Source organism: Cryptosporangium sp. NPDC051539 (assembly GCF_044454545.1).
In the GTDB taxonomy this organism is placed as follows: Bacteria; Actinomycetota; Actinomycetes; order Mycobacteriales; family Cryptosporangiaceae; genus Cryptosporangium.
This window is the reverse complement of record NZ_JBITDV010000006.1, coordinates 131,428-144,882: the sequence shown is the minus strand read 5'-3', so window position 1 is coordinate 144,882 and position 13,455 is coordinate 131,428. Positions and strand designations below refer to the sequence as shown.

Sequence of the window (13,455 nt, the reverse complement as noted above, 5' to 3'; positions counted from 1 at the left end):
GTGCGTGGCCCGCAGTCGCGGTGTACGGTGGGCGCCATGAGCGACTATCCGTGGCGCGAACGGAAGAAGCAGGCGACGCGCGACGCGATCGGGGCAGCCGCCCTCAAGCTGGCGATGGAGCTCGGCCCGGAGAACGTCCGGGTCGACGACATCGCCGCGGCCGCCGGGGTGTCCCCGCGGACGTTCAACAACTACTTCTCCAGCCGCGAAGAAGCGATTTGCGCCCAGCGTCTGCAGTGGGCGCACCAGCTCGGGGACGCGGTCCGGGCCCGGCCGGTCACCGAACCGCTCGACCGGGCACTGACCGAGGCGATCTTCGAAGTCCGCGGCCGGCGCGCGCCCGACAGGGCCGTCATCCGGATGCTGGCCGCCACCCCGGCCATGCAGGCGGAGTACCTGCGCAACGCGGTGGCGAGCGAATACGCGCTCGCCGACGCGATCGTCGCGCGCACCGGCTGTGATCCGCTGGGCGCCGCGGTGCTGGGCAGCGCCTACGCGGGCGCCATCCGGGCGGCGAGCGAATATTGGCTTCGCGAAGACGGCGACGTGCCGTTCACTGACTACCTGCGCGCCGCGCTCGACCGGGTCGCGCCGGCGGCGCGTGCGCTGGATGCTGCACCGTCTCCCCTGACCCAGTCTCCCCTGACCCGGTCTCCCCACACCCAGTCCAACCGAGAGAGCCAGGCGTGCTGATCACCCTGTTGCGGACCCACCTGCGGCCCTACAAACAGCCGTTGACCGCGGTCGTCGTCCTGCAGTTGCTGCAAACGCTCGCGATGCTCTACCTGCCCACGCTGAACGCCGACATCATCGACAACGGCGTGGTGAAGGGCGACACCGGCTACATCATGCGGATCGGTGCCGTGATGCTCGTGGTGAGCCTCGGTCAGATCGTCTGCGCGATCGGCGCGGTGTACGTCGGGGCGAAGGTCGCGATGGCGCTGGGCCGCGACGTCCGGGCCGCGCTCTACGACCGGGTCCAGTCGTTCTCCGCCCGCGAAGTCGGCACGTTCGGCACCCCGTCGCTGATCACCCGCATCACGAACGACGTCCAGCAGGTCCAGATGCTCGTCGTGATGACGCTGACGATGGTCATCGCGGCGCCGGTGATGTGCGTGGGCAGCATCCTGCTCGCGCTGCACCAAGACATCCCCCTGGCGTCGATCCTGCTCATCGCGCTGCCGCTGCTGGTCATCGTCATCGCGATCGTGATCAGCCGGATGCGGCCGCAGTTCCGGCTCATGCAGGTCCGGCTCGACGACATCAACCGCGTGCTGCGCGAGCAGATCAGCGGTATCCGGGTCATCCGCGCGTTCGTCCGCGAACCGTACGAGACGCAGCGGTTCCGGCAGTCCAACGACGAGCTGTTCGACGTCTCGCTGAAGGCCGGTCGCCTGATGTCGCTGATGTTCCCGACCGTGATGGCGGTCGTGAACATCTCCAGCGTCGCCGTGCTCTGGTTCGGCGGGCACCGCATCGACGCCGGCGACATGAAGATCGGTGCGCTGACCGCGTTCCTCAGCTACCTGATGCAGACGCTGATGTCGGTCATGATGGCCACGTTCATGTTCATGATGGCGCCGCGCGCCGAGGTGAGCGCGGAGCGGCTGGAAGAAGTGCTGAGCACCGGCACCACGGTCGTGCCGCCCGAGAACCCGGTACCGCTCGGCGACGTCCACGGGCACCTCGAACTGCGCGGGGCGTCGTTCCGGTTCCCCGGGGCCGAACAGCCGATCCTGTGCGATGTGGACCTGGTGGCGAACCCCGGGGAGGTCACCGCGATCATCGGCAGTACCGGCAGCGGCAAGACCACGTTGCTCAACCTGGTGCCCCGGCTGTCCGACGTGACCGCGGGCGCGGTGCTGGTCGACGGTATCGACGTGCGCGAGCTCTCCCCGGCCGACCTGGCCAAGGTGATCGGGCTGGTGCCCCAGCGTCCGTACCTGTTCACCGGGACGATCGCGTCCAACCTGCGGTACGGCAATCCGGCCGCGACCGACGCCGACCTCTGGCGGGCGCTGGAGATCGCCCAGGCCGCGGACTTCGTCCGCACGCTGCCGGAGGGGCTGGACGCGCCGATCTCGCAGGGCGGATCGAACGTCTCGGGCGGGCAGCGCCAGCGCCTGGCGATCGCCCGCGCGCTCGTGCACGATCCCGAGATCTACCTGTTCGACGACTCGTTCTCGGCGCTCGACTACGCCACCGACGCGGCGCTGCGCGCCGCGCTGGCCCGCGAGACGTCCGACGCGACCGTCGTCATCGTGGCCCAGCGGGTGAGCACGATCCGCGGCGCCGACCGCATCGTCGTCCTCGACGAGGGCCGCGTCGTCGGCACCGGCACCCACAGCGAGCTGATGGACACCAACGACACCTACCGGGAGATCGTGCTCTCCCAGCTCACCGAACAGGAGGCCGCGGCATGAGCAGTCCTCGCACCACGGAGCGGCCGACACCCCCACGCGGCCCGGGTGGTCCTCCGGGGCCGGGGCCGGCCCGGTTCCTGAGTGGCCCGGGCGAGAAGGCCATGGACTTCAAGTCCTCCGGACGGCGCCTGCTCGGGACGCTGCGGCCCGAACGTCCGCTGATGGCGCTCGGTCTGCTGCTCGCCGCGGTGAGCGTCGGGCTGTCGGTGACCGGCCCGAAGATCCTCGGCCACGCGACCGACCTGATCTTCGCCGGGGTGATCGGCCGGAGCCTGCCGTCCGGCCTCAGCAAGGAACAGGCCGTCCAGAGCCTCCGTGATCGGGGCGACGGCACGCTCGCCGACATCGTCCAGGGGACGAACGTCGTCCCCGGCCAGGGCATCGACTTCGACGCGGTCGGGCGCGTGCTGCTGTTCGTGCTCGTGATCTACCTGGCCGCGTCACTGTTCGCGCTGCTCCAGGGCCGGGTGACGACGGTCGTCGTGCAGCGGGTCGTCTACCGGCTGCGTGAGCAGACCCAGGCCAAGCTGGCGCGCCTGCCGCTGAACTACTTCGACCGGCAGCCCCGTGGCGAGATCCTGTCACGGGTCACCAACGACATCGACAACCTCGCCCAGACCCTGCAGCAGACGCTCAGCCAGGTGATCATCTCGCTGCTGACGATCGTCGGCGTGCTCAGCCTGATGTTCTGGATCTCGCCGCTGCTCGCGGTGATCGCGCTGGTCACGATCCCGCTCTCGACGTTCGTCGCCGGTCGCATCGGCAAGCGGGCCCGTCCGCAGTTCATCGGTCAGTGGTCGACGACCGGGCGGCTCAACGGTCACGTCGAGGAGATGTTCACCGGCCACACGCTGGTCAAGGCGTTCGGACGGCAGGACGAGGCGCGGGAGGTCTTCGCCGCCCAGAACGAGGCCCTGTTCCAGTCGAGCTACCGGGCGCAGTTCATCTCCGGGCTGATCCAGCCCGCGATGATGTTCATCGGCAACGTGAACTACGTGCTGGTGGCCGTCGTCGGCGCACTGCGGGTGGCGTCCGGGTCGCTGACGCTCGGCGAGGTGCAGGCGTTCATCCAGTACTCGCGGCAGTTCAGCCAGCCGCTGACGCAGGTCGCGAGCATGGCGAACCTGCTGCAGTCGGGCGTGGCCTCCGCCGAGCGGGTGTTCGCGCTGCTGGACGCCCACGAGCAAGACCCCGACCCGGCGTCGCCGTCGCGGCCGGAGCGGATCCGCGGGCAGGTGGCGTTCGAGCACGTGTCGTTCCGCTACGTGCCCGACAAGCCGCTGATCGACGACCTGTCGCTGGCGGTGGAGCCCGGCCAGACCGTCGCGATCGTCGGGCCGACCGGTGCGGGCAAGACCACGCTGGTCAACCTGCTGATGCGGTTCTACGAGGTCACCGGGGGGCGGATCACGCTCGACGGCGTCGACATCGCGACGATGGACCGCGCCGATCTGCGGGCCGCCACCGGCATGGTGCTCCAGGACGCCTGGCTCTTCGGCGGCACGATCGCCCAGAACATCGCGTACGGGGCCCGGCGCGACGTCGGGCGGGCGGAGATCGTCGCGGCGGCCGAGGCCACCCACGTCGACCACTTCGTCCGGACGCTGCCCGAGGGCTACGAGACGGTGCTCGACGAGGAGGGCTCCTCGGTCAGCGCCGGTGAGCGCCAGCTGATCACGATCGCGCGGGCGTTCCTGGCCGAGCCGGCGATCCTGATCCTGGACGAGGCGACGAGCTCGGTCGACACCCGCACCGAGCTGCTGATCCAGCGGGCGATGAACTCGCTGCGGCAGGGCAGGACGAGCTTCGTGATCGCGCACCGGCTCTCCACGATCCGGGACGCCGACCTGATCCTCGTCATGGAGAACGGAAGCATCGTCGAGCAGGGTACGCACGATTCGCTGCTGGCCTCCGACGGCGCGTACACCCGCCTCTACAACGCCCAGTTCGCCCAGCCGGTGGCGGAGGACCTGTAGAGGATCGCCCGCGCCGCTACTGGGGCGGGGCCGCGCTCGCCGAAACTCCCGGGCCGGGCGCGGTCGCCGGGCTGATCCCGGCGCTCCTGGTGCCGGCGGTGCCGGGCCCGGCGGTGCTGGGCCCGCTGGGCCGCGAGCGGCGCGGCAGCCACCACGCCGCGCGGCCGAGCAGGGCCATCGTCGCCGGCACCAGCACGAGCCGGACCACGAACGCGTCGACCAGCACGCCCGCTCCGAGTGCGAACGCGATCGGGCGGATCGTGCCGTCGCCGCGCACCACGCCGCCGCCGAACACGCCGATCATGATCAGCGCGGCCGCGACGACCACCATCGCGCCGCGCGCGAACCCGTTCTCGACCGCTCGCCGGGCGTCCGGACGAGAGACGTACTCCTCCCGCATGCCGGACACCAGGAACATCTCGTAGTCCATCGAGAGTCCGAACAGGACCCCGATCACCAGGATCGGCAGGAAGCTCAGCAACGGCGCCGCGGGATCGACGCCGAAGGCGTCCCCGAGCCATCCCCACTGGAACACCGCCACCGTGCACCCGAGCGCCGCACCGAGGCTCAGCAGGAAGCTCAGCGTGGCGGTCACCGGGATCAGCACCGACCGGAAGATGACCAGCAGCAGCAGGAACGCGAACCCGACGACCAGCGCGAGGTACATCGGCAGGGCGTCGGCGAGCCGCTGCGAGATGTCGATCGCGACCGCGGTCTGGCCGGTGACCAGCCAGCCGTCGTCGCGCAGCGTGCGCACGAGCGTCGCGGTCGCCTCGTCCGACGGGCCACTGGCCGGGAGGACGGTCAGCAGGAGGTCGTCGCCGTGCTTCCCGCTGGGCACGACCCGTCGGACGCCGTGGACGGCGCTGATCTTCGCGGCCGCCGCCGGGTCGGAGGTGAGCACCAGCAGCGGGCCGTTCGCGCCGGGCCCGAAGCCCTCGGCGATCAGGTCGTAGGCCTTGCGGTCGGTCGAGGACGACGGGTCGGTCCCGTCGTTCGGCAGGTCCAGCCGGAGCCCGGCGACGGGCAGGGCCAGCACCGCCAGGACGAGCACCGACCCGACGACGGCGAGCACCCGGTGCCGGCTGATCGCCCGCACCCACCGGCGGGCGAACCGATGCGTCTCGGCCCCGGAGCCCGCGCCGAGCGCGGGGGCCTCGGTGAGCGCGGGGGCCTCGGTCAGCACGGGGGGCTCGGTGAGGGCGGGGAGCGCGGGCCGGCGGCGCTGGGCGGCGCGCCGGTGCCGGCGGCCGAGGATGCGCGGCCCGGCGACGGCGAGCAGCGCCGGTGTCAGGGTGAGCGTCATCAGCATCGCGACCAGCACCGCGCCGGCCGCGGCCAGCCCCATCTGGGTGAGGAACCCGATCCGGATCACCGCCAGCCCGGCCAGCGCCGCGATCACGGTCAGCGCAGCGTAGAACACCGCGGTCCCCGCCGTCCCCATCGCCGACGCGATCGACGCGGTCACGTCCCCCGCCCCGGCCCGCAACTGTTGCCGGTGACGGTTGACCACGAACAACGCGTAGTCGATCCCGACCGCGAGCCCGAGCAGGATCGCCAGCGTCGGCGCCACCGAGTTCAGCGACACCACCGCCGTGATCGCGTGGACCGTCGCCAGGCTCACGACCAGCCCGAGGATCGCGGTCAACAGCGGCAACCCGGCCGCGACCAGCGAGCCGAACGTGATCAGCAGCACCACCAGTGCGATCACGACCCCGATCGCCGACGAGCTCGACGACGCCGGTGGGGCCGCGAGCCCGGACGACGCCTCGACCCGCAGCCCGGTGGCCCGGGCGTCCTTCATCGCGGTGGCGACCCCGTCGGGCACGGTGCCGGAGCGCAGCGTCACGTCGAGGAAGCCGACCCGGCCGCCGGGCGCGAGCGTCGGCGTCGACACGTGGGTCACCCCCGGTACCGCTGCCAGCGCCCGGGCCAGCGCGGTCACCGCCGGGGCGTCGGCGTCCGTCAGCGCTCCGGACACCACGATCCGGCCGCCCGCCGCGTCCGAGGACGGGAAGTCCCGGTGCACCTGGTCCAGGGTGTCCGTGGACTGCATGCCCGCGATCGCGAACTCCGACGTGAGCGGCTCCGCGAACCGCTCCGCGCCGACCAGGGCCGACACCAGGATCACCACCCACGCGAGTAGGACCCACCACCGCCGGCGGGCACTGAAGCCGCCGATCCGTTCTATTAATCCAGCCATGGCGCCGATCGTCGGCGTCCACCCGGGTGGACCGTCACCACCCACGGGTGGCCCTGCGGGTGGGGATCAGCCGTCGCGTCCGAGCGCGATCGCGATCGCGTGGGCCCGGTCCCGGGCGCCGAGTTTCGCGAAGATCGTGTTCACGTAGCTCTTCACGGTCGCGACCGACAGGAACAGCTCCCCCGCGATCCGCGCGTTGTTGTGCCCCTGGGTGATCGCGTGCAGCACCTCCCGCTCCCGGGGAGTGAGCCCCGGAAATCGCTCCCCCAGGTCGAGCGGGAACCCGCCCGGGGGCGCCGGCGCCGCCGGACCGGCTGAGGTCCCCGAGCCCGGTGGGGGCGCCGGCGCCGCCGGACCGGTGGGGGTCGCCGGGGAGAACCCGCCGATCAGGCGCTCGCCGACCTCGCGCGCGAAGGTCGTCTGGCCGGCCGCGACGGCCCGGACCGCGGCCGCCAGCTCCACCCGTCCGGTGTCCTTCGTCAGGTAGCCCTGGGCGCCGGCCCGCAGCGCCCCGCCGATGGACTCGTCGTCCGCGTACGTCGTCAGCACCAGGACGGCCGTCCCCGGCAACCGTTCGGTGATCCGCGCGGTCGCCTCCACCCCGTCCACGTTGGGCATCCGCAGGTCCATCAGGACGACGTCCGGGCGCGCGTCGCCGGCCAGGCGCACCGCTTCCTCCCCGTCCGACGCCGCCCCGACGACCTCGATGTCGTCGGCGAGGTCGAGCAGCGTCACCAGCCCGTCCCGCACGATCGCCTGATCGTCGGCGACCAGCACCCGGATCACGCGGCTCCCTTCGGAAACGTCAGCACCACGTCGAACGTGGATCCACGCCGCACCGACATCGTGCCCCCGAGGCCTTCGACCCGCTCACGCATCCCCGCCAGTCCGTGCCCGCCGCCCCGGCCCGCGACCGAGGAGGTCGCCCCGGTCGACGCGGTGACCGTCAGCCCGGACGGTTCCCAGCCCAGCGTCAGCGCCGTGACCGAGCCGGGCGCGTGCCTGCGGCCGTTCGTGAGGAGCTCCTGGAGCGCCCGCCGGAACGCGATCCGCGCCTCCGGGCTCAACGGCACCGGCTCGCCCTGCTGCTCGAGAACCACGCGACCACCCAGCTCGCGGTGCGTCTCGGTCAGCGCGGCCAGCGTCTCGGGGATGTCGGTGGCCGGGTCTCGCAGCGCGCTGACCGCGCGTTTCGCCTCGTCGAGACCGGACACGGCCAGCTCGCGAGCGGCGATCACGCGTTGTCGCGCCTCGGTCTCACGTCCGGACTCCAGTAGTGCGTCCACCGCGTCCAACTGGATGACCAGACCGCCGAGGGAGTGCGCGAGCACGTCGTGCAGGTCGCGCGCGATGCGCGACCGCTCGGAGAGCGCAGCGACCAGCGCGCGTTCCTGTTCGACCGCGAGACGTTCCTCCAGCAACGCCAGGGTCTGCACCTCGCTCGACCGGTACTGCCGCCGGGAGAGGCCGCCCAGGCAGATGATCAGCAGGAACGACAGCGCGGTGACCAGCAGTCCGGGACGAGCACCCACGGCGAGCGCGCCGATCGACAGCAGGGCCGCGGACCCGGCGACCGCGGCACCGATCGCCTTCCAGGAGCGTCCGGCCGACCCGATGAACGGGATCAGCCCGGCGATGGCCGGCACGAACCCCAGCACGTCGGTGGCGCAGGACACGAACGAGCCGGCCACGATCATGGCGACCTGGAGCGCGAGGCGGGGCCGGGCGAAGCGCTCCGGCAGCAGCGTCACGGTCACCCACATCCCGATGGCCGACCAGGCGATCACGGCGATCCAGAGCGGATCACCGTTCAACGCCCGGTCGACCAGGTCGTACGAGATGAACGCGGCCCCGAGGAGGTTGAGCGCGATCGTCAGGGGCCGCCAGTTGGCGGGGATCACGCCTCCATCTTCACGCGACGCGGGTCACGTGGTGACCGAGCCGCGCCGAGAAGACCAGCGCGCGGGCCGCCCGGTTGATCGCCACGACCAGCAGGATCACCCCGGCCGACGTGGCCGTTCCGGCCCCCATCTCGGCGCCGGCGACGTCCAGGCCGATCCGGGCGGCGATCAGGCCGATCCAGAGCCCGGCGCCCACCCAGCCGACCCGGCTCTCGGTCGTCGGCAGCGTGCCGTTGCGGAGCGGCTTCGGCGCCGGGGCGGCGATCGGCCGGAACGTCGCCAGGCGGCCCATCGCGAGGCCGGAGCCGACCGCGAGGATCGCGGACAGAACCAGGATCGCCACGTCGACGGTAGTGATCGTCGCCGTGTGGCCGGCGAGCGAGAGCAGGCCGACGGCGCCGAGGATCATCGGCATCCGCCACATCGAGGCGGTGTCCACCGGGATCCAGCGGAGCTGCCGGGACACGATGTAGGCGAGGAACGCGAGGCCGAGAACGATGTCGGTGAGCGTCGTGAACGTCATGCCGCTCACGATCGGTCACCGCGCCGCGCTCGGGTACCACCCCCGGTTGGTGCCGAGGGTGGTAGTCCGGATCAGCCGGCCGGATCAGCTGGTTTGGGGTTCGGTCACCGGGGCGGCGGGGCCGCAGGTCACCGCGTGGGCCTGCTTCACGACAGCGCTGTCCACCGCGGCATGCCGGGCCAGCACCGTGCTCGTGCCGTTCCGGGCTCGGCGGCCGTAATCGCTGAGCGTGATCGTCGTCCGGGTCACCCGGAACCCACCACCCGACTTCTCCGGCGCGGCGAGCAGGCCGGCCAGCGCGTACCGCGAGCCCTGCGGCACGCACTGCACACCGGTGCCGTAACCGGTGAAGCCGAGATCGAACGTGTACTGCGCACCCTGGGCGTTCTTGACCGGCACCAGACCACAGTCGATGACGTCGTACAGCTGAACCGACCGGCCCAGGTTGAGCAGGACGATCGACGGGCCGGCCGGGTCGAGCTTCTGGCCGACCGCGGCCGCGGCCTGCGGCGCCGCGCTGTTGAACGTCGTCGAGAACGTGGCGCCGGTGGCGGTGCGGACGCCGAGGTACCGGGTGTTGTCGACGTCGGCGATCCAGAGCGTGTCGGCATCGCCGTCCAGGTCCAGGTCGGCGGTGGCCGCGGTGTGGGCGCCGGAGGGGACCTTGGCGTTGTTCGACGGGCAGCCGTTTCCGGCGGGCTCCGGGGTCTGGGACGCGTCGGGCCCCGCACCCCCGGACTGGGATCCCGCGGACTGGGATCCCGCCGACTGGGAGGCCGCCGGTCGGGAGGCGGTGGGTTCCGAGGCCTTGGCCGGGCCGGTGCTGTTGCCGGACGAGCACGCGGCCGCCCCGACGAGCAGCAGACCGGCCGCACCCAGCTTTACTGTTGCGCTGATCAACTTCATGCGACCCAGTCTGCCCCGTATGGTCCAGTCTTCGTCAGTTCGCCGGTTCGGCGTTCGACTTCTGCGGAGCGTCGGCCTGATTGCGGGTGTAGCCCGGCGGGATGTCGAGCGCGAAGCGCGCCAGGTCTCGCTCGGTTCGCGGCAGGAACGTGTAGTCCCACTGGCTCACCCCGCCGTGCGGATCCTCCTCCACGGTCCGGACCAGGTCGTACGACGTGGCGTCGGCCCAGAGCTCGAGGTTCACGCCCTTGGGGTTCTTCGCCACCCGCAGGTGGATCACCCGTCGGCCGTCGACCGTCTCCGGCCCGACGACCTCGAGCCCGCTGTCCTTCTTCAGCGCGGCCCGGAGGTCTTCCTTGGTCCAGAGGCCGCCCTCGTTCGGGTCGGCCTGGTAGCTGATCGCCCACCAGCTTTTCGTCGTGTGATCGACCACCGTGAACGTCGCGCGTCCGCCGGTGTACGTGATCAGCGAATCACCGCCGGCCGAGTGGCGTCGCCAGTTGCCGGTCTTGCCGTCCCACCACTGCTCTGACCGGGTCGTCGTCGCGTCGGCGGTCTGCCGCACCGACACCGCGGTGATCTTCGTCGCGCTCCGCTCGATCGAGTCAGTGACCTGGGCGGCGACGTAGCCGGCGGGCCGGAGTTCCGGGGCGGGGGCCGGGGCCGGGTTTTCGGGTCCGCTCAGCGCGACGACCCCGGTGACCGCGGCGGCGAGTCCGAGGCTGCCGGCCACGAACGCCGTACGCCGGGCCACCAGGCGCTTCCGCTCGGCGCGGGCCGCGCGGGTGAGCAGGTCGGTGGTGACGCGGGCGCCGGCGACGTGCGCGCGCATCGCCGCCTCGAGTTCGTGTTCCAGGCCGGTGGTCATGCCGGTGCTCCGTTCTTTTCCTTGTCGGTGGTCCAACCGGAGGTGAGGTCGCGGAGGCGGGCCAGTCCGCGGGACGTGGAGGACTTCACCGTGCCGACCGAGCAGCCCAGCCGCTCGGCCGCCTCGGCCTCGGTGAGGTGCTCCCAGTACCGGAGCACCAGCACCGCACGCTGCTTCGGCGGCAGCTGGGAGAGCGCGCGGATCAGCGCGTCGCGAAGGTCGAGCATTTCGGTTTCGTCCGGCGTCGTTCTCGCATCGATGCTGGTCAGCAGCTCGGGGCGGCGGGCGCGGCGGCGCCAGGTGTCCACTGCGAGGTGGTAGAGGATCCGGCGGGCGTACCCCTCCGGGTCGCCGTCGATCTTGTGCCACCGTCGCATCAACCGCTCGATAGCGGCTTGGAGCAGGTCCTGTCCGGCGTCCCGCCCGCCGGCCAGGAGGATCGCCGTCGCCAGCAGGGCGTCGCCGCGTTCGGCGATGAACGCGTCCAGTCCGGCGAAAGCTTCCGATTTCCCGCGCACGGGCAACTCCTTCCGTCGCTCACCAAGGACGACCGGACCGTCACAAAGGTTGCCCCGAACTTTTCCGTTACCGAGCGCGTGCAACTCGTCACTAGACGAGGGGGACGCATGGACTTCGGCGACGAATGGATCCGCGGGTGGTCCGCAGCGGCCTCGGAGCGCGCGGCGCGGACGATGCAGCTGGCGGAGGAGGTCGCCGCCCTCTCGGTCGAGGCCCGCTCGGCCGGCGTGGCCGTCACGGTGGCGGGCTCCGGGGTCGTGACCGGCTTACGGCTCGCGGACGCGGTCCGCGGCTGGCCGGTCGATCGGCTGGCCGGGGAGATCCTGGCGACGATGCACCGGGCCCAGGCGGGCCTGGCCGAGCGGGTGGCGGAGATCGCGGCCCGGACGGTGGGTGCCGACTCGGAAACGGCCCGGTCCCTCGTCCGCAGCTACGCGGCCCGCTTCCCGGCCCCGCCGAGCGCGCCGGCCGACCCGTGGCGCTCCCCCGGCCCGGCTTTCCGGCCCGACGACGGCCCAGCCGGCCGTTGGGCGGACGACGGCCCGGCCGGGCGCTGGACGGGGGACGGCCCGACCGGGCGCTGGACGGACGACGGCCCGACCGGGCGCTGGACGGACGACGGCCCGACCGGGCGTTGGACGGACGACGGCCGTTCGGGCGGCGACCGGCCGGGTGAGGGTCGTGGCTGAGGAATCCGCGTCCGATCCGTCGGGTGGATTCGGCGTACGGCCGGCCGACGTCATCCGGCACGCGACGAGCGTCGACGACGTCGCGACCCGGGTCGACCAGGCCCGCTCCGCCTCGGCCACCGTCGGCCTCGGCCGGGACGCCTACGGCGTCCTCTGCTCGGCGCTTCCGTCGCTGTTCGACCCGGCCCAGCGCACCGCCGTCGATGCCTTCCGCGATTCGGTGGACGCTCTCCAGCGCACCGCCGACGACCTGCGCGCCGCTGCCACCGGCTACCGGGGCGCGGACCGGAGCACCGCGGAGCTGATCGGAGATGGCTGACGAACTGGTCGCCGCGAGGCACGACACCACCAGGGGCTTCAGCGGCATCCCGATCGCCGAAGACATCGACCAGCTGGTCACCGGCTTCCACCGCGGCAGCTGGATCGACTCCACCATCGGCGGTGTCGCTTCGTCCCTCGACGCGCTGGTCTTCGTCACCGACCCGTTGGGGCAGCTGGTCTCCTGGGGCGTCGGCTGGCTGATCGAACACGTCAAGCCGCTGTCGGACGCGCTGGACACCCTGGCCGGGGACCCCGACCAGATCACGGCCTATGCCGCCACCTGGCGAAACGTCGCTCACCGGGCGTCGTCCGAACGCGCGGCGCTCGATCACGCCGTAGCCACCGAGACCCGGACCTGGACCGGCCCCGCAGGCTCCGCCTACCGGTCGGCCGCCCGGTCGCACGGCGAAACGCTGGACGCCCTGAATTCGGCCGCGACCGCCCTGGCGGAAATCACCACCGGCGTCGGCCTCCTGGTGGCAGCGGTGCGCACGTTCGTCCGAGACCTGATCGCCGACTTCGTCTCGGTGCTGGCCGTCCGTCTCTGGGAGTGGCTAGCCGAAGCCGGGCTCACTCTGGGCCTGGCCTCCCCCTGGGTGATCACCCAGGTCACGACCCTGGCGTCCAAGTGGATAACCAGGATCGCCTCTCTGCTGCACGCCCTGACCGCCAGCCTCCGCCGCCTCACCCCACTGGTCCGCCGCTTGGAGGACCTCATTGCCAACCTGCGCCAGCTCCTGCGCCGCGGAGGCCGAGCCGCGCCCCCGACCCCGCCCACACCGCGCCGTCCGCCCTCGGCGGACCCGGCGAAGACCGCCGAGCTCGGAGCCAAAACTCAATTCTTCCTGGGCAACGCGACCGGCAACCCACACAACATCCAACGTTCTCGATCGATGGAAGTCGAACTCCACAAGATCGGGATCCGCGACGACCCAGCCGGCCACGCGTTGCTGAACCAGCATTTCCGTAGGGTCTACGACGATCCGACCTCGGTGGTCGGCAAGCAAGACAACGGACGGATGGTCCGGGAAGGACTCCTCGCCGGGCCACTCGGTTTTCTGAAAACCGAGACGGTCTGGGAAGGCAATCGACTGATCACCGGCTTCTTGTACCGATCGGAGTGACG

At 71.8% G+C, this 13,455-nt stretch carries 13 protein-coding genes; 6 read left to right on the top strand and 7 right to left on the bottom strand.

Annotation, left to right across the window (positions count from 1 at the left end; all coding sequences use genetic code 11):
* The first annotated feature begins 36 nt into the window (after nucleotides 1–36).
* The 3 genes from ACIBZJ_RS19835 to ACIBZJ_RS19825 are packed head-to-tail and all read left to right on the top strand — an operon-like array spanning nucleotide 37 to nucleotide 4,399.
* A complete protein-coding gene (locus ACIBZJ_RS19835; protein WP_395931527.1) occupies nucleotides 37–693 on the top strand; it encodes a TetR/AcrR family transcriptional regulator in 657 nt (218 codons plus the stop codon).
* Nucleotides 687–2,423, top strand: coding sequence for an ABC transporter ATP-binding protein (locus tag ACIBZJ_RS19830; RefSeq protein ID WP_395931525.1), 1,737 nt, complete (start codon nucleotides 687–689; stop codon nucleotides 2,421–2,423). The genes ACIBZJ_RS19835 and ACIBZJ_RS19830 overlap by 7 nt, the downstream gene beginning before the upstream one ends.
* Nucleotides 2,420–4,399, top strand: a complete 1,980-nt coding sequence (locus ACIBZJ_RS19825) for an ABC transporter ATP-binding protein (protein WP_395931523.1) — start codon at nucleotides 2,420–2,422, stop codon at nucleotides 4,397–4,399. The genes ACIBZJ_RS19830 and ACIBZJ_RS19825 overlap by 4 nt, the downstream gene beginning before the upstream one ends.
* A gap of 16 nt (nucleotides 4,400–4,415) precedes the next feature.
* On the opposite strand, the gene ACIBZJ_RS19820 is transcribed toward ACIBZJ_RS19825, so the two are convergent.
* The 7 genes from ACIBZJ_RS19820 to ACIBZJ_RS19790 all read right to left on the bottom strand — a co-directional run bounded on the left by ACIBZJ_RS19820 (nucleotide 4,416) and on the right by ACIBZJ_RS19790 (nucleotide 11,318).
* Nucleotides 4,416–6,602, bottom strand: coding sequence for an MMPL family transporter (locus ACIBZJ_RS19820; protein WP_395931521.1), 2,187 nt, complete (start codon nucleotides 6,600–6,602; stop codon nucleotides 4,416–4,418).
* 66 nt (nucleotides 6,603–6,668) lie between these two features.
* The gene (locus ACIBZJ_RS19815) at nucleotides 6,669–7,388 is read right to left on the bottom strand and encodes a response regulator (protein ID WP_395931519.1); all 720 of its coding nucleotides are present in this window, start codon (nucleotides 7,386–7,388) and stop codon (nucleotides 6,669–6,671) included.
* Entirely contained in the window at nucleotides 7,385–8,503 is a 1,119-nt protein-coding gene (locus ACIBZJ_RS19810) for a sensor histidine kinase (RefSeq protein WP_395931517.1), read from the bottom strand. Before ACIBZJ_RS19810 ends, ACIBZJ_RS19815 begins: the two co-directional genes overlap by 4 nt.
* Nucleotides 8,504–8,513: 10 nt before the next feature.
* Complete coding sequence (locus tag ACIBZJ_RS19805; protein ID WP_395931515.1) at nucleotides 8,514–9,026, bottom strand: hypothetical protein; 513 nt, start codon at nucleotides 9,024–9,026, stop codon at nucleotides 8,514–8,516.
* 84 nt (nucleotides 9,027–9,110) lie between these two features.
* Nucleotides 9,111–9,932 carry a hypothetical protein gene (locus ACIBZJ_RS19800; RefSeq protein WP_395931513.1) on the bottom strand — a complete coding sequence of 274 codons (822 nt, stop codon included), beginning with the start codon at nucleotides 9,930–9,932 and terminating at the stop codon, nucleotides 9,111–9,113.
* 34 nt (nucleotides 9,933–9,966) lie between these two features.
* Nucleotides 9,967–10,800, bottom strand: coding sequence for a hypothetical protein (locus ACIBZJ_RS19795; RefSeq protein WP_395931511.1), 834 nt, complete (start codon nucleotides 10,798–10,800; stop codon nucleotides 9,967–9,969).
* The gene (locus ACIBZJ_RS19790) at nucleotides 10,797–11,318 is read right to left on the bottom strand and encodes a SigE family RNA polymerase sigma factor (protein WP_395931509.1); all 522 of its coding nucleotides are present in this window, start codon (nucleotides 11,316–11,318) and stop codon (nucleotides 10,797–10,799) included. Before ACIBZJ_RS19790 ends, ACIBZJ_RS19795 begins: the two co-directional genes overlap by 4 nt.
* Nucleotides 11,319–11,426: 108 nt before the next feature.
* On the opposite strand from ACIBZJ_RS19790, the gene ACIBZJ_RS19785 reads away from it, so the two are divergent.
* Genes ACIBZJ_RS19785 through ACIBZJ_RS19775 form a run of 3 tightly spaced genes read left to right on the top strand, consistent with a single transcriptional unit; the run spans nucleotide 11,427 to nucleotide 13,453 of the window.
* Entirely contained in the window at nucleotides 11,427–12,008 is a 582-nt protein-coding gene (locus tag ACIBZJ_RS19785; protein ID WP_395931507.1) for a YbaB/EbfC family nucleoid-associated protein, read from the top strand.
* Entirely contained in the window at nucleotides 12,001–12,327 is a 327-nt protein-coding gene (locus ACIBZJ_RS19780) for a type VII secretion target (protein WP_395931505.1), read from the top strand. The genes ACIBZJ_RS19785 and ACIBZJ_RS19780 overlap by 8 nt, the downstream gene beginning before the upstream one ends.
* Complete coding sequence (locus ACIBZJ_RS19775) at nucleotides 12,320–13,453, top strand: WXG100 family type VII secretion target (RefSeq protein WP_395931503.1); 1,134 nt, start codon at nucleotides 12,320–12,322, stop codon at nucleotides 13,451–13,453. The genes ACIBZJ_RS19780 and ACIBZJ_RS19775 overlap by 8 nt, the downstream gene beginning before the upstream one ends.
* Nucleotides 13,454–13,455: the final 2 nt, after the last annotated feature.